Below are 20251 nucleotides of genomic sequence, written 5' to 3'. Positions count from 1 at the left end.
AGCGACACCTGGAACAGTGGACTGCGACTCATGTCCCTCCGCGGCAGCAACTCCTCCACCAACTTCTCGAATGGCACGTCCTGGTGCGCGTACGCACCCAACGTCACCTCTCTCGCCCTCCCCACCAGCTCCCGGAAGCTCTCCTCCTCCCGCACTCGCCCTCTCAGCACCAACGTGTTCGCGAAGTACCCAATCAGCCCTTCCGTCTCCGCGTGCGTCCGCCCCGCTATCGGAAAACCCACCACCACTTCTTCCTGCCCCGCGTACCTCGTCAGCACCACCTGGTACGCCGCCAGCAACACCATGAAGGGCGTCGCTCCCTCCCTCCGGCTCGCCTCCTCCACCTTCCTCCACAGCCCCTTCGGCCACCTCCTCTCCAGCATGGCCCCCCGGAAGCTCTGCACCGCCGGCCTTGGCTTGTCCGTCACCAACTCCAGCGCTCTCGGTGCCCCCTCCAACTGCCTCCGCCAGTACTCCACCTGCTGCTCCAGCACCTCTCCCTGCAACCACCCTCGCTGCCACTCCGCGTAGTCCGCGTACTGCACCGGCAGCTCTCCCAGCGGGGACGGCTTGCCTTCCGCGTACGCCTCGTAGAGTGCCGCCACCTCCCTCACCAACACCTCTGTCGACCACCCGTCCGACACGATGTGGTGCAGCACCACCACCAGCACGTGCGACTCCGCTGACAACCTCACCAGCGTCACTCGCAACAACGGCCCCACCGTCAGGTCGAACGGAAGCAACACCGCTTGCTCCACGTGACGACGCGCCTCGGCCTCACGACGCTCCTCGGGAAACCCTTCCAGATCGACGTCGTGCAACACCACCGGTGCCTCCGGCGAGATCACCTGCACTGCGACGCCATTCACACTTCGAAATGTGGTGCGCAGCGATTCGTGTCGCCGCACGAGTTCCTGGAACGTCCTGGCCAACGCCTCCCTGTTCAACGGCCCCGTCATCCGCACCGCGCCAGGGACGTTGTACGAAGCACTCAACGGTTCGAGCTGGTCCAGGAACCACAGGCGCTGCTGCGCGAAGGACAGTCTCGGCGGCCGACTCTTGTCGTCCCTCGGCACCAACGGCGGCGCCACCTGAGCAGTCCCCGCTCGAATCAGTCGATCCACCCGAAGCGCGAGCTCCGCCACCGTGGGCGCCTCGAACAGCTCGCGCAGCGGCAGCTCGATACCGAACGCGCTCCGCACCCGGGAGATGGCCCTCGTGGCCAGCAGCGAGTGACCTCCCAACTCGAAGAAGTGGCCGTGCAGGCCCACCCTGTCGAGCCCGAGCACCTCCGCGAAGAGCCCCGCGAGCAAGCCCTCCGTCGCGGTGCGCGGAGCAACGTAGACACCCACTCCGTCAGGACCCGCCTCCGCCACGGGCAGCGCCTTGCGGTTCACCTTGCCACTCGGCGTCAGCGGCAGCGCGTCCAGCGTCACGAAGGTGGACGGCACCATGTACTCCGGCAGGTGCGCTCCGACATGCGCGCGCAAGGCCTCCCGCTTCGCACCGTCCTTCTCCGAGAGGACGACGTACCCCACGAGCCGCCGATCCCCGGGGACATCCTCCCGCACCACCACTGCCGCATCGCGAACACCGGGCGCGGCACGCAGCGCCGCCTCCACCTCACCCAACTCGATGCGGAAGCCGCGCAGCTTCACCTGACCATCCAGGCGCCCCACGAACTCCACCGTCCCCTCCGCCGTCCACCGCGCCAGGTCCCCCGTGCGATACAGCCGAGCCCCAGCCACCTCGCTGAACGGATGCGGAACGAACTTCTCCGCCGTCAGCTCCGGCCGACCCACGTACCCGTGCGCCAGATGCGCGCCACCAATGAACAGCTCGCCTGAAATCCCCACGGGACAAGGCTGTCCCCACGCATCCAACACGTAGAGCTGACAGTGCGGCAGCGGCGCGCCGATGGACGGAAGACGCGGCCACGATGACGGCGCCCCCGACAGTCGGTGCGCCGAGACGACGTGCGTCTCCGACGGCCCGTACTGATTCTCCAGCACGCACCCGGGAAGCCGCTCGAAGAACGCGACCAGCGAGGGCGTCACCTGGAGCTGCTCACCCGCGGTCACCACTTCGCGCAGCGCCCTGGGCACCATCGCGCGCTGGACCGCCACTTCCGCCAGGGCCTGAAGCGCCACGAAGGGCAGGAAGAGGCGCTCCACCGCGTGCCTGTCCAGGAACGTCAAAAGCGCTGACAAGTCCTGACGCACATCCTCCGAAGGCAGCACCAACGTGCCACCGGCCCACCAGGTGGAGAACATCTCCTGGAAGGACACATCGAAGCTGAGCGCCGCGAACTGCAGCGTCGTCGCGGACGGATTGACGGACCGTTCGAGCTGCCACGCCAGGAGATGCGACAGCGCACGGTGCGACAGCGCCACGCCCTTGGGCCGCCCCGTGCTGCCCGAGGTGTAGATGAGGTAACACGCCGACTCCGGCGGTACCTCCCGAGCAAGCGCCTCGGTCGGCTGACGCGCCAGGGCCTCCGACTCCAGGTCCATGAACACGCGGCGCGCGCGTGAATCCACCGGCAACACCGCGCCCAGCCGCGAATGACTCAGCACCACGGCGGCGCCTGAGTCCTCCAACATGAACGCCAGTCGCTCCGCCGGATAGCGCGGATCCAACGGCACATACGTGGCCCCCGCCTTGAGCGCGCCCAGCACGGCGACAGCCAGGTCCAGGCTCTTGTCCAGACACAAGCCCACCGTGCTCCCGATGGAAACTCCCAGCGACTCCAGGTGGCGCGCGAGCTGATTGGCCCGAGCCTCCAGCTCCGCATAGGTCAGCGACCGCGTCCCGTCGGTGACGGCGATGGCATCTGGCGCGCGGGCCGCCCAGTCCTCCACCGGGCGGAACACCGCCACGGGAACGTGTGCCGCGCACGCCGTGGGATTCCACTCGGCGAGCACCTGTCGTCGCTCCTCCATACCGAGCAACGTCAGCTCCGACAACGGCCGCTCCACCTTCTCACGCAGCTCGCGCAGCACCTGACGCAGGTGCGCCAGCATGCGCCGCACCACCGCCGCGTCGAAGCGTCGGGCGTCGTAGGTCAACCGGAGCAACAGCTCGTGTCCGGGCAGCGCCATCAAGGTCAGCGGGTGATGGTCCACCTCCATCGACGTAGGGTTGCGGACCACCAGCTCATCCGACGGCGTGGAGAGCCCCGCCTCCATCGGATAGTTCTCGTAGATGACGAGGCTCTCGAACAGCGGCTCGCTCGAAGGCACCTCACTCCAGCGGCGCACCTCCACCAGCGACGAGGACTCGTACTGACGCGCCTCCTGCAACCACGACTGCAATGCCTTCAGCCACGGCCCCACGGGCCGCGAGGCGGGCAGCTTCACTCGCACGGGGATGGCATTGATGAACATGCCCACCATGCTCTCGATGCCGGAGAGCTCGGGCGGCCGTCCGGAGACCGTCAGTCCGAAGACCACGTCATCGCCGCCGCTGTAGCGCCCCAGCAGCACCGCCCAGGCTCCCTGGAGCAGCGTGCCCGGCGTGAGCCCTTGCTGTCGGGCGAAGGCGACGAACGCCGACGTCTCGTCCGCGCCGAGCCGCAGCTCCTGGTCCCCTCGCTCCCCCTGCCCCCGAGGCACACCGCCCACGTTCAACCGCGTGGGCGCCGAGAAGCCCTGGAGCGCCTTGCTCCAGAAGTCCCTCGCGGCGCCCTGCTCCTGTTGCTCCAGCCACGCGATGAAGTCCCGGTAGGGACGGACGTCACCTCGCGGCGGCGTCACTCCACGACGAAGCGACTCGTAGCGAGTGAACACGTCCCGCGTCACCAACTGCGTGGACCAGCCATCCAGCAACAGGTGCGTGACGCTGAACACCACGCGCCACACCCGCTCGCCCGTGCGCAGCAGCGTCAACCGGAACAGCGGTGCGACGGAGAGCTCCAGGCCTCGTCGTCGGTCCGAGACGAAGAAGGCCGACACCCGAGCCTCCAGATCATCCCGTGGCATCGCGCGCCAGTCCTCGACGGAGACGGTGGGCTCCACGTCGCGCATCACCGCTTGCAGCGGCGCATCCAGCCCCGCCCAGAAGAACGCCGTGCGGAGGATGGTGAAGCGCCGGGTCGCCTGCCGCCACGCCTCCGTCAGCGCCCCCACGTCGAGCACGCCATCCAGCTCGAAGGCTATCTGGTTGAAGTACGGCTGGGTCTCCTCCTCCTGGAGATGGTGGAACAAGATGCCCTGCTGCAACGGCGACAGGGGATACAGGTCCTCCACGTCGCGCAGGCGCAGGCCCTTCGCGGCCATCCGGTCCGCGAGTCCCTCCAGCGCGCCCTGCCCCTGCTTCGCCAGGGGAAAGTCCGACGGCGACAGCCCGCGCGGATCCTCGGACGTCCCATGCGCGATGAGCTCACGCAGGGCCGCGCGCAGCGCCTGGGCCAGCTTCTCCATCGTCTCGGTCCGATGAACCCCCGAGCCATGGGTGAACATCAGCCGCATCCGGCCGCCGCTGACGGCGCAGTCCACGTCGAGCAGGTGCGCGCGCGGTCCTTCCGGTGCGCGCGTGGGCCCCACCGAGCCCTCCGACAATCGCAGCGGCGCCGTGGCGGGCAGTACGTTGTCGAACTGTCCCAGGTAGTTGAACCCCACCTCCGGCGCGGGCAGGGCGCGCAGTCGCTCTCGCAGCTCGCGGTCCGGGGACAGGTAGCGCAGCACTCCGAAGCCCACGCCCTTGGACGGCGTGCGTCGCATCGCCTCCTTCGCCGCGCGCACCCACGCGCCGGGCCCTTCTCCCGTCGACTCCACCAGCACCGGGTACATGCTGGTGAACCACCCCACCGTGCGCGAGAGGTCCACCTCTCCGAAGAGGTTCTCGCGCCCATGCCCCTCCATCTCCACCCGCACGCACGACGCACCCGTCCACCGGCGCAGCACGTGGGCAAGCGCGGCCAGCAACAGCTCGTCCGGCTTCGCGCGGAGCGCCTTCGCCACGTCCTGGAGCAACACCTGCGTCTCCGCGGGCTCCAGCGACACCTCAATCAGCCGCGCCGCGCCCTCCGTGTTGGCGAGGCCTCCCTCCACCTCACGCGGAAGCGCGCCCACCCGCTCCCAAGGGAGCCCGAGCCAGAACGTCGCTTCCTCCCGCGCTGACGGCGTGCGCGCATGCTCCACCAGTCGCGAGGCCCAGGACTGATAGGACAGCGTCTTGGCGGGGAGTCGCACGGGCTCGTCCGCGCGAAGCCACTGGTAGCAATTCAGCAGGTCCTCCAGCAGCACCCGCCACGACACGGCATCCACGGCCAGGTGGTGGATGACGAGCAACAACTCCTGCGGCTGCTCCGGCCCCAGGTCGAAGAGCACCGCTCGAGCGACGTCTCCCGTGGAGAGACTCAAGCGCTCCTGGACCCGCGCCGAGTGCGCCTCCACCTCGGCGCTTCGAGTCTCCGGCGCCCACCGCGAGAGGTCCACCGTCTCCAACGGCAGGGTGCCGTCCAGTCCCGTCAGTTCCTGATGCCAGCCGCCCTGTCCGTCCCTCGTGAAGCGCAGGCGCAGGGCATCGTGGTGCTCGCGCACGAGTTGGAGGGCGCGGTCCAGAGGCTCGGCCACCATCCGCTCGCGCAGCGTGAAGCGCAGGGCTTGATTGAAGTGGTGCGCCCCTGACAGCCCGCGCTCGAAGAACCAGCGCTGGATGGGGGTCAGCTCCACCGGACCTGTCACGGGCCCCTGGGTGACGACTTCCCGGGGCGCCTCGGATACCACCGCCGCCAGTCGCGCCACCGTCGGATGGTCGAAGAGCTGCTTCGCGCTCAGATGCAGCCCCGCCTGCGCGGCGCGGGAGATGACCTGGATGCCGAGGATGGAGTCGCCCCCCAGCTCGAAGAAGTCCTCGTGCACGCTCACCTGGGGACGTCCCAGCACCTGGGCCCAGATGGTCGCGAGGGCGGTCTCCTTCTCGTCGCGCGGGGCGACCTCGGCGGTCCCCTCCACCACCGACAGCTCCGGCGCCGGCAGGGCCCTGCGCTCCACCTTGCCGTTGTCGGACAGCGGGAAGGCGTCCAGCACGACGAAGGCCGCGGGCACCATGTATTCGGGCAGCCGCTCCTCCAGGAACTCTCGCAGCGCGGCGGACTCCGGACGCGGTGCGCCGGAGGGCACCACGTACGCCACGAGTCTCGCGCCCGAGGGCCCGTCCTCGCGCACCACCGCCACCGCATCGCCCACCGAGGGATGTGTCCGCAGCACGGACTCGACCTCGCCCAGCTCGATGCGATAGCCGCGCACCTTCACCTGGAAGTCCGCGCGGCCCAGGTACTCCAGCCGCCCGTCCGCGCGCCAGCGCACCCGGTCTCCCGTGCGATACAGCCTGGCCCCCGGCTCCGCGCCGAAGGCGTCTGGGACGAAGCGCTCCGCCGTCAGCTCCGGCCTCCGCCAGTAGCCTCGCGCGACCCCCGCACCCCCGATGAACAGCTCGCCCACCGTCCCCGCCGGCACGAGACGCAGGCTCGCATCCAGGACATACAGGCGCGTGTTCGCGATGGGCCGACCGATGGCCACCGGGCCACTCATCGGGTCCGCCGCGCTCACCGTGTACACGCAGCACCCCACCACCGTCTCCGTGGGGCCATACTCGTTGATGAGGCGAGTGTCGGGCGCGTGCTCGCGCCAGAAGGCGATGCCCTCGGCCGTCAGCGCCTCACCGCCGATGACGAAGGCGCGCGCGCGTCCCGCGGCCTCCTCTGGCCGAAGCTGCGCGGCCAGCATGCGCAGGTGCGTGGGCGTCAGCTTCACCAGACTGAAGTGGCTGCCCGCGCGCAGGGCCTCACCCAGGCCCTCGATGCCCGCGTCTTCCGGCACCAGCACCACCTGCCGTCCCGCCACCAGCGGCGCGACCAGGCTCGTCACCGTCAGGTCGAACGACAGCGGCGAGTGCACCGGCGAACCACTGCCCTCCGCGAGCCCATAGGCCCGCAGCGCCCAGGTCAGGTAGTTCACCACGCCCCGGTGCTCGACCATCACGCCCTTGGGACGCCCCGTGCTCCCGGAGGTGTAGATGAGGTAGGCGAGGTCTTCCGCTCCAGCCAGTGGCTCCGGCGGTGTCACGGGCTCGCGTCCCGCGGTGTGCGCCCACTCCGTATCCAGACAGAGGAGGAACTGCGAGGTCACCGGCAGTGCATCCACGAGCGCATCCTCGGTGAGGACGACGGGCACGCCGGTGTCTTCCAGCAAGAAGGACACGCGGGTCGACGGCCAGGCGGGGTCGATGGGCACATAGGCGCCTCCGGCCTTCAGGACGGCCCACAGTGCCACCACCATGTCCGGTGAGCGCCGGAAGCACAGGCCCACCAGCGTGCCTCGCCGGACGCCCAGGCTCCTCAGGTGGTGCGCCAGTTGGTTCGCCCTCGCATCCAGTTCGCGGAAGCTGACGCGCGCTTCACCCATCGACACGGCCAGCGCATCAGGAGCGCGCGACACCGCCTCCTCGAAGAGGCCATGCACGGTGGCGTGCTCCGGGAAGTCCGCGCGGGTGTCGTTCCAGGTCACCAGGAGCTGGTGACGCTCGGCGTCCGACAGCAGGGACAGGTCTCCCAGTCGCCCGTCGGGCCGCGCCGCGATGGCCTCCAGCACGAGGGCCATCCGCTCCAGTCGCGCATCCGCGAACGCCTGCGTGAAGCGGGTCTGGTCATAGCGCAGGAGCAGCGGGAGCCGAGTCCCCGGCGTGGAAATCACCGTGAGGCCGAAGTGGTCCGCCTCCCGAGCCCGCACGTCGCGCACCTCCAACGCGCGTGAAGCGGAGGTGAGCGCCGCATCCAGCGGGTAGTTCTCGAAGACGACGAGCGTGTCGAAGAGCGCGGTGCCCGCGGGGACGTCGCTCCAACGCTGGACCTTCACCAGGGGCGCATGCTCGTGCTGGCGCGCCTCCACCTGCATGTCCTGGATGCGGCGCAGCCAGGTCGACCACGTCAACGACTGGGACCAGCGCACCCGCACCGGCTGGGTGTTGATGAACAACCCGACCATGTCCTCCACGCCCGCCAGGTCCGGGGGACGACCGGAGACGGTGGTGCCGAAGACGACGTCCTCGGAGCCGGAGAGCTGTCCCAGCACCAGCGCCCACGCGCCCTGCACCAGGGTGCTCATCGTGAGCCCGTACCGACGCGCGAAGGTGTTGAGCGCGGCGGTGGTGGACTCCGACAGGTGACGGGTGCGCGTGATTCGCCCCGTTCCCTCTCCCGTCCCCGCTCCCGTCGCGGTGGGCTCGTGCACTCCCGCCAGCTCGCGGCGCCAGAAGTCCTCCGAGTCCTTCAGGCCATGCTCGGCCAGCCAGCCCAGGTAGTCACCGAAGGGACGCGGAGAGACGAGCCTCGGCGACCGACCCGCGAGCGAGCCTTCGTACAGCGTGAAGAAATCCCGCACCACCAGCGGCACGGACCAACCATCCAGCACCAGGTGCGAGTGACTGAAGATGAAGCGGTACACGTCCTCCGCGCTTCGCAGCAGCGTCAGGCGGATCAACGGCGCGCGCGACAGGTCGAACCCCTCCCGACGCTCCTGCTCCAGGAAGGTCGTCAGTCGGGACTCGAAGGCATCGGCCGACAGGTCACGCCAGTCCTCGACGCGCACGGGCAACTCCACCTCGCGCAGCACCACCTGCACCGGCTCGTCCACGTCATCCCAGACGAGCGCCGTGCGCAGCGCGGGGTGCGCCGCCACCACGCCCCGCCAGGCCTGGACGAAGACGTCCACGTCCAGCCGTCCGCGCAGCTCGCAGACGAGCTGGTTGAAGTAGAGCCCCTGGCCGGGCTCCGCGATGGCGTGGAAGAGCATGCCGCCTTGCAGGGGCGACAGCGGGTACAGGTCCTCGAGGTTGTCGCTCATCGCGTCTTCTTTCCGAACCGCGCCGCAAGCTTGTCGAGCTGCGACTGCTTCACCTTCGCGAGCGGGAAGTCCGACGGGGAATGGCCCCCCGCGTCGGGCGCTCGCGAAGCCGCCACCAGCGCCACCAGCCGCACCACGAAGTCCTCCGCCACGGCCGCCACCGTCTCTCGCCGGTGGACCGCCTCGCTGAAGGTCCACGTCACCTCCAGCCGTCCCTCGCGCACCACGCTCGTCACATCCAGCAGGTACGGCCGCCTCGAGCTGCCCGCGCGCTGCCGCAGCCCGTCACTCTCCGGAGCCAGTCCGAAGGGCCCGCCCGTCCCGACGATGCCGTCCACCTGTCCCAGGTGGTTGAAGCCAATCTCCGCCGAGGGGAGCGCCTCCAACGCGGCGTCCTTCGTCACGTAACGCAGCAGCCCCCAACCCATGCCTTGCGTCGGCACCGCGCGCAGCGACTCCTTCACGACGCGCAGGGCCTCACCGGGCCCACGCGCCTCGCGCAGGTCCAACAGCGCGGGGAAGACCCGCGTGAACCACCCCACCGTGCGGGAGACATCCGCGCCGGGCAGCACCTCTTCACGGCCGTGTCCCTCCACGTCCACCAGGGCCACGCTCCGTCCCGTCCAGGCCGTCAGCGCCTGCGCCAGCGCGGTGAGCAAGGGGTCCTGCGCCTGCGTGTGCCAGGCCTTCGGCACGTCGTGCATCAGCGCCTTCGTCTGCTCCGCGTCCAGCGACACCCGCACCGTGCTCGCGGTGGCCTCGGTGTTGAGGCCCTCGGGGAAGTCCCTCGGCAGTCGAGCCGCCTCGACCCAAGGCCGCTCCAGCCACCACTCGCGCTCCGCGAGCAGCTTCTCCGAGCGAGCCAGGGCCTCCAGGCCCCGTGCCCACACCTGGAAGGAGGTCGTCTTCGGTGGCAGCCGCACCTCGCCTCCTTCAGCGAGGCTCGCGTACGCCGTCGCCAGGTCCTCCAGGAGGATTCGCCAGGAGACGGCGTCCACCGCGAGGTGATGGACCGCCAGCATCAGCCGCGCGGACAGTCCAGGTCCTCGCTCCAGCAGCACGCCCCGGACGAGCGTCGACTCCAGACTCAGCGACTGTTGGAGCTCCAGCGCGCACCGCTCCAGCGCGGGCCCCATCGCCTCCAGTGGCACGGCCGACAAGTCCACGCGCGCCACCTCCACCAGCGCACCGGGAGCCACGGACGTCTGATGCCAGCCGTCCTCCTTCCTGGCGAAGCGCAGCCGCAGGGCGTCGTGGTGCTCGACGACTCGCGCCAGCGCGCGCTCCAGCAGCGAGGCGTCGAGCCCGGTCCGCGCCTCGAACATCAGCGACATGTTCCAGTGGTGCGGCTCCTCCAGTTCCAGTTCGAAGAACCAGTGCTGGATGGGCGTGAGCGCCACGGGGCCCACCACGGGCCCCTGCTCGGCCTGCACCGTGAGCCGTGTCCCCGCCACCGTCGCGAGTCTCGCCACGGTGGGGTTCTGGAAGAGCTGCTTCGGAGACAGTTCGATTCCGGCAGCGCGGGCGCGGGTGACAATCTGCAAGCCGAGGATGGAGTCACCTCCCAGCTCGAAGAAGTCGTCGTGGATGCCCACGCGCTCCACATTGAGGACCTGGCGCCACAGCTCCGCGAGCCGCTCCTCCACCTGCGTGCGAGGCGCCGTCACCTCCGCGTTGGAGGTCTTCGACGACTGGACCTCCGGTGCCGGCAGCGCGCGCGCGTCCACCTTGCCGTGACGCGTGCGCGGCAGCGCGGCCAGCGTGACGAAGGCGGACGGCACCATGTAGGGCGGAAGACGGGAGAGCAGCCACGGCTTCAGCGCGCCCGCGGTCAGCGCCTCGACTTCACCTGGCCGCTGAGCCACCACGTACGCGACGAGCCGCTTGGGCCCGTTCCCCTCCGCCCTCGCCACCACCGTCGCCTCCCGCACCTCGGGGTTCGCGAGCAGCGCGGCCTCCACTTCGCCCGGTTCGATGCGGAAGCCGCGCACCTTCACCTGCGCATCCGCGCGGCCCAGGAACTCCAAGGTCCCATCGCGCCGCCAGCGGGCCACGTCTCCCGTGCGATACAGGCGCGCGCCCGGCTGTGGGTCGAAGGGGTCCGCCACGAAGCGCTCGGCGGTGAGCCCAGGCTGGCCCAGGTACCCGCGCGCCACGCCAGAGCCACCCACGTGGATTTCACCCGGCGCTCCAGGCAGCGCGAGTCCACCTCGGCCATCCAGCAGGTACACCCGAGCGCCCGGCACGGCACGGCCGATGGGCACATGGTCCTGCTCGTCCCTCCGGACACGGTGCACCGTGCTCCAGATGGTCGCCTCCGTCGGGCCGTACTCGTTGAACAACGGCACCTCGGGCAGGGCCTCATGATGCGCTCGCGCCAGCTCCAGCGTGCAGGCTTCTCCGCCCACGCTCACCGCGCGCAAACCCACCAGTCCTCCGGCGGGCGCCGCCGCGAGCACCTGCGCATAGAGGGCGGGCACGGAGATGAGGTGCGTCACCCTGGACCTGGCCACCAGCTCCGCCAGCTTCCTCGGGTCCTCGCGGTCCTCCACGTCCGGATAGCGCAACGTGCCGCCATCGAAGAGCGACCAGAGCAGCCCCGCCAGCGAGGCATCGAAGGTGAAGGGCGCCAGGGACAGCACGACTCCCGGAGCGCCATAGACGGCCCGCCGCGCGCGCGTCGCGGAGACGAGCTGACGGTGTTCCAGCACCACGCCCCGAGGCCTTCCCGTAGAGCCGGAGGTGTAGACGATGCACGCGGCATGGTGAGGCTCGGGCTCCGCGACTGGCGCTTCCAGGTTCGCGGGGAGTGCCTCCAGCGTCACCAGCGTCAGGCCCTCACGCTTGGGAACCCTCGCCGCCCAGGCGCTGGACGTCACGACCGCGAGCGCCTTCGTGTCCTCGAGGATTCCAGCCAGCCGCTCGGTGGGATGCTCCAGGTCGAGCACCACCACGGCCGCTCCCGAGCGCAGGATGCCGAGCATTCCCGCCACCACCTCGGAGGGCTGCGCGAGCGCGAGCGCGACGATGCTCCCCGGGCCCGCTCCCACCGCCTTCAGCGCCCCCGCGAGTCGCGCGGACAGGACCTCGAGCTCGCGATAGGTGAGCTGGCGTGTGCCGTCGTCCACCGCGACAACCTCTGGGACCGAGGCAGCGCGCGCCACGAAGCACGCGGTCACCGTCTCGCCCGCCGACGACGCCGGCGCGGGAGGAGTGGCCCACTCCACCAGGAGCCGATTGCGCTCGGCTTCGGACAGCAGGGACAGCTCCGACAGGCGTCGCTCGGGATGCACGGCCAGTTGCTCCAACAGTCGCAGCAGGTGTCCCGAGAGTCGGGTGATGGTGTCCGCGTCGAAGAGGTCGGTGTTGTACTCGATGCCTCCGGACAACCCGTCCTTCGACTCCACCAACTCCATCATGAGGTCCAGCTTCGTGGCCCCCGTGTGGACACCCTGGCTGCTCAAGCGCAGACCGGACATGGTCAGTTCGATGGGCGGGGTGTTGTGCAGCACCAGCATCGTCTGGAAGATGGGCGTGTGACTCAGGTCGCGAGCCACATGGAGCGCGTCCACCAGCTTCTCGAACGGCACCTCCTGATGCGCGAAGGCCCCCAGCGAGGCGCGGCGCACGCGGCCCATCAACTCCGTGAAGGTGGGGTCGCCGGACAGGTCGGCGCGCAGCACGATGGAGTTGATGAAGCAGCCGATGAGCGGCTCGATTTCAGGCCGGTTGCGTCCCGCGACGGGGGTGCCCACCGCGAAGTCCCGCTGCCCGGTATAGGCGTGGAGCAGCGTCTGCCACGCGGTCATCAGCACCATGAACGGCGTGGCGCCCTCTCGCCGCCCCAGTGACACCAGCGCGTCCGTGAGGGTGCGGGAGACCGAGATGGGCAGGCGCGCGCCCGGATACGTCTGCACGGGAGGCCGTGGGCGGTCCGTGGGCAGCCGGAGCACGGGGACTTCCGCCAGCACGTCGCTCCACCAGGCCTGCTCGGCGGCCAACTCCGGGCCTCGCATCCATTCGAGCTGCCAGGCCGCGTAGTCCGCGTACTGCACCGTGACAGGTGGAAGCGGAGACGGCTGGCCCGCGAGGAACGCGGCATAGAGGCTCGCCAGCTCGTGGAACATCACACCGGAGGACCAGCCGTCCGACACGATGTGGTGCATGGCGATCAACAGCACGTGTTCGTCGTCACGGACACGCAGCAGCGAGGTGCGCAGCAGCGGCCCCGTCTCCAGGTCGAAGTGCTTGCGCGCCTCTTCGCGGGCCCAGCCCTCCACGCCCGACGTGCCCTCCTCTTCCATCGTGGAGAGGAGGAGCGGCACCTGGAGCGACTCCGAGATGTGCTGCACCCCGCCCGCTTCGGACATCGAGAACCGGGTCCGGAGGACCTCGTGACGGCGCACCACCTCGTTGAGCGCGCGCTCCAGCGCGGCCACGTCGAGCGTGCCCCTCAGCGAGAGCATCACCGCGTTGTTGTTGGCCACATTCCCCGGCTCCAGCCGGTCCATGTACCAGAGCCGCTGCTGCGCGAAGGAGAGCGGCAGCGGGCGCTCGCGGGAGACCCGTTGAATGGGCGGTGGGCCCTCTCGCCGAGCTGTCCCACTCGACTGGGCCACGGCGCGCGGCGGTGTCGGACGACGCGTCGACACGGGCAACGGAGGCAGCAGTTCCAAAGAGCCATCCAGGCGGCGGCGCGCCCTGCGTCCCATCGCGAGGCGAGGCCCCGCTTCACCGTCCGGGAGCAATCGGAGCGCGGTGGCGGCCGGCGCGTTCCAGAGCCTGCGCGGCGCCTGACCTCCCGTCACCGCCAGCTCTCCGACGACACCCACGGGCACGGAGCGGCCTCGCGTGTCCACCACGTCCCACGAAACGGAGTCCTTCACTGAAGCCGACCCAGACCGCAGCCAGGCTCCCATTCCGAGCATCGGCTCGCGGCGCGATATCCCGGCCGACAGTGCCCGCGACAGTGCCTCCGCGACCTCCGGCTTCGCCTCTTCCAGCAGGATGTGCTGAACGGGACGCAACGCCTCGGCGGCCTCGGGCAGCGCGGACAAGGCTCGCGCGAGCGTCGCGGTGAGGTGCAGATGCGTGGCCCCCGTCTGGCGCACCAGTGACAGCAACGACTCGGCGGCGCTCGGCCCTTCGTGGAGCGTCATGGTCGGCACAGGCGACGTCGACGGTGGCGCGAAGCGTCCTCGCAACACGTCCAGTTGCTGGAGCGAGTCGAGGGTCGCCTCCACCTCCACGCCGAAGTCCACGAGGCAGGCCACCTCATCCACATCCAGGCGCTTCACGCGCTCCACCACCGGTCCACACGTGTCCGGTGTTCCGAAGAGGCCACCCTCCTCCACGTAGCGCGTCAGCCCGTGTTCGAGCAGGGAGTCCATGTCCCCTGGCGTCAGCGAGCGGAAGTCCCCCTTGAGGCCCAGGCTGGCCACGAAGGCCTGGAGGATGTCCACCGAACTGCGGAAGTACTCGAGCAGGGGCTTGCGCACGCGGCGGCGGACCTCCGCCTCGTCCTCTCCCATGAACGCGTGGAGCATGAGGCTCACGTGTCCGCGTCCGGCATGGCCGTGCTGCCGCCAGGCCTCGCGATAGAGCGCCACCTTCGACGACAGGTCGTCCAGGTTCTGCCCCATCAGGTTCGTGAGGACATATGCCCCCATCTCACCCGCCATGCGGAACGTGTCGGGGCTTCCCGCCGCCGTGAGCCAGAACGGCAGCTCCTTCTGCACGGGGCGCGGACGAAGGAACACCTCCACCTCGTCACCCGCGCCGTTGCGCCGGAGCACCGAGCCGCCACGCCACAGCGTACGCACCTCCTCGATGCCCTTGAACATGACCTCCTTGCGCCGCGCATACCGGTCCGGGGCGAAGACGAAGTCATTCGCGTGCCAGCCGGAGGCGAACGACACGCCCACACGGCCGTCGGACAGGTTGTCCAGCACCGACCACTCCTCCGCGACGAGGATGGGGTCATGCAGCGGAAGCACCACGCTGCCCGCGCGAATCCCCAACCGCTCCGTCACCGTGGCCACGCCCGCGCCGACCACCGCTGGCCGGGGGTACAGCCCGCCGAACGCATGGAAGTGCCGCTCAGGCGTCCACACCGCGGAGAAGCCTCGCGCGTCGGCGAACTTCGCAGCCTCCAGCAGCAAGCGGTACTTCCGCCCGCCCAGGGAGTCCTCGTCGTTGGCGAAGAAGGACAGGCTGAAGTCAGGTCCGGGGCGTCCCCCCGCGACACTCGACGTGGTCAGCACGAGCCGGGCACGCTCCGATGGGAACACCACGCGGAGCCCGCGCGTCAGCGCCCACAGCAACTCCAGTCCCGTTCCCGGCGACCCCGCTTCCTCCGCGGAGAGCCACGTCCCCGCCGTCACCTCGCCAGTCGCGTCGAGTCGCTGGAACAGCGCGTCCACCGTGCGCGCCGTGTGCACGGCACGCAGTCGCGCACCCGTGGCCCCCACCAGCGACTCCAAGCAGACCATCGTCTCCGGCGAGGACTCCGTCGCACGTCGAGCGATGGAATCCCGCGACGCGAATCCGCCTTCCGAATCCACCCACGTCGAGAGCGCCGCGACATGGATGACGCGAGCCGGGTCCAACGGCGCGCTCGTGTGCAGGCGCGCGTGCGTCAGCAACAAGGGCGGTGCTCCTCCCTCGGGGGCGAGGGTGGCCAGCTCCCGGAGCTGGGGCACGGAGAGCAGCACATAGGCACCACCCGCCTCCAGGACCGCCCAGAGCGCCAGCACGCGTTCAACGGATGGCTCCAGGCACACGGCGACGAGCACCTCGGGTCCCACGCCCTTCGTGCGCAGCTCGGACGCGAAGCGAGTCGCCTCCGCGCGCAACCTCCGCCACGTGACGTCCTCCTGCCCCTCCATCGACAGCGCCACCGCCTCCGGCGCCCGCGAAGCGTGAAGCTCCAGCAGCCTGGAGACCATGCGAGGCGGCGCAGACGAAGCTTCGGAGGAAGGAGCAGGAAGGGCCTTGGATCCGCCGGCCTCCAGATGCAGTTCGGAGAGCGGCTGCTCGGGGTCCGCGAGGGCCGACGCGAGCAACGACGTCCAGTGCGACAGCAGCCGGTCGATGGTCTCCGGCGCGAAGCGCTCCACCGCGTAGTCGAGCGTGCCCGCGAAGCCCCCGGCGTCCTCGCCCATCGACACGGACAGGGGCGACAGCACCGCGCCGAAGCGAGGCGGGCCCTCCTCCACTTCCACCAACTGCATCCGCAGCCCGGGCGCCTCCAGGGTCGCATCGAAGCGAGGGTGCAGGACGAAGAGCGCATCGAACACGCGCTCGCGGCCCGGGGCGCGCGTGGGCTCCACCTCTCGGATGAGGTGCTCGTAGGGAACATCCGGCTGCGAGTACGCGTCCAGCGTGACATCCCGCACGCGCCCGAGCAGTTCCCGGAACGTGGGGTCTCCGGACAGGTCCGTGCGCAGGGGCACCGCATGCGCGACGTAGCCGATCAACGGCTCCAGCTCCGGACGCGTCCTGTTGCCGATGGGCGTCCCCACGACGATGTCGTCGCGGCCCGCCCAGCGCGCGAGCAGCGACTGCCACGACGCGAGCAGCACCATGAAGGGCGTGACGCCCTCGCGCCGCGCCAGGGCATGGACCGCGCTCGACAGGGACTCCGAGAAGCCGACAGCGCGCCGGACTCCGCTCAACGCAGGCCCTTCACCAGGAGGCAGGTCCACGGGCAGGTCCAGCCGCCCAGGGAGGCCGGCCAACCGCTCGCGCCAGGCCGCCGCTTGCGAGGAGAAGGCGCCCGACTCCAGGGCCTTCCGCTGCCAGGCCGCGTAGTCGATGTATTGAATCGCCAGCTCCGGCAGGGGTGAAGCCTCGCCTCGCGTGAAGGCGCCGTAGAGCGTCCCCAGCTCGCTGCTGAACACCACCAGCGACCACGTGTCACACACGACGTGGTGGACCGAGATGACGAGCAGGTGCTCCCGCTCCTCCAGCTTCAACAGCCGGGCGCGCACCACGGGCCCATGCGTGAGGTCGAACGGATGGGACATCTCCGCGAAGACCCGCTGACGCCACTCCACCTCTCGCGCCTCCGCCGCCATCCCCACGAGGGAGTCGATGGCCAGGGGGACTCGCACCTCGGAGGAGACGCGCTGCACCCTGTGTCCATCCACGTGTGGATACGTCGTGCGCAGGGCTTCGTGACGCCGTACGACTTCCTCCAAGCTCCGCCGCAACACCGCGACGTCGAGCTGGCCCGACAGCCGCAGGGCCACCGACATGTTCAGCGCGGGGTTGCCCGGGAGCGCATCCTCCAGCGCGCAGACTCGCTCCTGCACCACCGACAGGGGCAGCACACCCTCGCGCGCGATGCGCACCAGGGGCGGCAGCACCCCCTCCTTCGACCCCAGACCCTCGGCGCCCAGTCGCGCCTGGATTCGCCCCGACACACCCGCCACGGTGGGCGCCTCGAACAAGTCGCTCAGCGGGAGCTGAACCGGGAAGGCCTCGCGCAGTCGCGTGAGCATCTGCGCCGCCATCAGCGAGTTGCCACCCAGCTCCAGGAAGTCATCGTGGATGCCGAAATCCGAACGCCCCAGCCGCTCGCGCCAGATTGCGAGCACGCCTCGTTCCACGTCGGTTCGCGGCCCCGCCTTGTTCGCGGGGACTTCCACCGCCACGGGGGGCTGCGCACGAACGGCCTCGGGCCCGGAAGCCACACCGGGCGACACCGAGGTGACAGGCGGCGCCACGAGCACCGCGGGCGAGTCCAACGCGAAGCGCCGACGCTGGAACGGATACGTGGGCAACGACACCCTGCTGCGTCGCTCACTCGCGTAGACGCGCGTCCAGTCAGGCTCCAGCCCCGACTCCCAGAGCGCACCCAGCGCATCCATGAGCACGCCATGCTCACTGACCTTCGAGCCGGCCCGAGGCAGTGAGGCCACCGCGCGCCCCGCGTGTCCACGCAGTCCCAGCCGTGCCAGCGTCGTGAGCGCCTGGTCCGGCCCCACCTCCAGGAAGAGGGTGAAGCCGCTCTCCTTCAACGTCTCCAGTCCATCCCCGAAGCGCACCGGGGCTCGCATCTGCCGCGCCCAGTAAGCAGGGTCCGTGGCCTCCTCCGGACGAATCCAGGTGCCCGTGACGCTGGAGACGTACGGCACCCGGGGCTCGGAGAGGCGCAGGCTCGACACCACGAGCGACAGCTCCTCCTTCAGCGGCTCCACGGCCTCCGAATGGAAGGCGTGTCCGGCGGGCAGTCGGAGCACGCCCACGCCTCGGGCCACCAGCTCCCGCTCCAGGGCTTGGACTTCCATCGTGGGCCCCGACACCACGCACCGCTCGGGCCCGTTCACCGCCGCCAGGGCGAGCGCTCCGGTCAGCAACGGGCGCACCACCTCTTCCGCGCAGCCCACCGCCGTCATGCTTCCCGGAGGCAGCCGCGACATCAGCCGCCCGCGCGCCACCACCAACGTCAGCGCATCCTCCAACGGCAGGACACCCGCGACACACGCCGCCGCGTACTCGCCGAAGCTGTGTCCCAGCAGCGCTCGCGGCTGGATGCCCCACGACTCCCAGAGCTTCGCCAGCGCGTACTCCACGCAGAACAGCGCGGGCAGCGCGTGACGTGGGTCACCCAGGGCCTCGCGCGCCGCGGCCTCCGCGCCCGGGCCGGGCAACAGCACGTCGCGCAGCACCCTCTCCAGCGCGGGCCCCACCTCTCGCAGACATGTGTCCACGGCCTTCCGGAAGCCCAGCTCCGCGCCGTACAGCTCGCGTCCCATCCCCAGCGACTGCGCACCCTGCCCCGGAAACAGGAAGGCCACGCGCCGCTCTCGCGCGGCGGCCACATCCTCCAGCACGCGTCCACTGCTCGGCGTCCGCAGTCGCGCGAGCAGCTCCGCCCGGTCCCTGGCCACCACCGCGAGCCGATGCTCGAAGGCCCCTCGCCCCACGTTGCGAGTGAAGGCCACGTCCGCGAGCGACACGTCCTCGGGGGCCGACTCCAGCCACTCCGCCAACTCGTGCACGGACGTGGTGAGCGCCTGCGCCGAGCGCGCGGACACGGTGACGAGCTGAGCAGGTCTCGCGCTCGAACCCGAGGCCTCCTTCCGTGGCGCTTCCTCCAACACGGCATGCGCGTTGGTGCCGCCGATACCGAACGAACTCACGCCCGCGCGCCGCGGCACGTCGCCCCGCGGCCACGGTTGCTTCCACGCGACGACGGAGAACGGACTGCTCGCGAAGTCGATGGCGGGGTTGGGTGATGTGAAGTGGAGCGTGGGAGGAATCACCTCCTCGGAGAGCACCAGGGCCGTCTTGATGAGCCCCACGAGTCCGGCCGCGGTGTCGAGGTGCCCCAGGTTCGTCTTCACCGAGCCCAGGCCGCAGTAACCCTTGCGGTCCGTGTCCCGCCGGAAGGCCCGCGTCAGCGCCGCCACTTCGATGGGGTCTCCCAGCGCCGTGCCGGTGCCATGCGCCTCGACGTAGCCGATGTCGTCCGCTGTCAGTCCCGCATAGGCGAGCGCCTCGCCGACGACATCCGCTTGTCCCTCCACGCTGGGCGCCGTGTAGCCCACCTTCAGGCCACCGTCGTTGTTCAGCGCGGAGCCTCGAATGACGGCGTAGACATGGTCTCCATCCCGCAGCGCGTCCGCGAGCGGCTTGAGCACCACCGCCGCGACGCCACTGCCCGGCACCGTGCCGGCCGCGCGCGCGTCGAAGGCACGGCAGTGTCCATCCGGAGAGAGGATCATCCCCTCCTGGAAGAGATAGCCGGTGCGCTGTGGCAGGGAGATGCGCACCGCGCCCGCCAGCGCGATGTCGGACTGGCGCAGCAGCAGGCTCTGACAGGCCATGTGGACCGCGACCAGGCCGGTGGAACATGCCGTGTAGACGGCGAGGCTCTCGCCCCGCAGCTTCAGCTTGAACGAGGCCTTGGTGGCCAGGTTCTCGCCGGACGTGCCCATCACCTCGTACAGCGAGGCCGGGTCCAGTTGCCCCTGGCCCAACATGCCCAGCGTGTGCAGCGACGGAGATGCGCCCGCGTACAGGGAGATCTTCCCCGAGTAGCGAGTCGGGTCATAGGCCGCGTCCTCCAGCGCTGCCCAGGCGCACTCCAGGAACGCCCGCTGCTGCGGGTCCATCCACAGCGCCTCGCGCGGGGGCACGTCGAAGAAGTCCGCGTCGAAGGTGTCCGCTCCCTCCAACACTCCCGCCACGGGCACGAAGTCCGGGTGTTTCCGCAGTGCTTCGGGCACCAGCGGCGAGGACTCCAGCGACTCCGGCGCCAGGCGGGAGACCAGCTCCACGCCGTCGAGGAGACCGCGCCAGAGTTCCCGCACGTTCGCCGCGCCGGGGAACCTCCCGGACATGCCGATGATCGCGATGTCGTTGCCACTACCGCCCGTCAGGTCCTGGTCCGCCAT

General features: G+C 70.1%; 2 protein-coding genes. Both read right to left on the bottom strand.

From position 1 onward, the window contains the following. Positions 1 to 8846: non-ribosomal peptide synthetase (locus tag G4D83_RS11475; RefSeq protein WP_163864728.1), on the bottom strand; the 8846-nt coding region annotated here is incomplete at its 3' end. Further along, positions 8843 to 20251, bottom strand: a complete 11409-nt coding sequence (locus G4D83_RS11470; RefSeq protein ID WP_163864727.1) for a non-ribosomal peptide synthetase/type I polyketide synthase — start codon at positions 20249 to 20251, stop codon at positions 8843 to 8845. The genes G4D83_RS11475 and G4D83_RS11470, both read right to left, overlap by 4 nt.

This window comes from Myxococcus eversor (assembly GCF_010894455.1).
Taxonomy (GTDB): Bacteria; Myxococcota; Myxococcia; order Myxococcales; family Myxococcaceae; genus Myxococcus; species Myxococcus eversor.
The sequence above is the reverse complement of the archived record's forward strand: the minus strand, read 5'-3'. Positions and strand labels throughout refer to the sequence as shown.

Bases quoted from the DNA above. Each gene is read 5' to 3' on its own strand.
- G4D83_RS11470 (WP_163864727.1), bottom strand. From the start codon at position 20,251: ATGGCGGACCAGGACCTGACGGGCGGTAGTGGCAACGACATCGCGATC.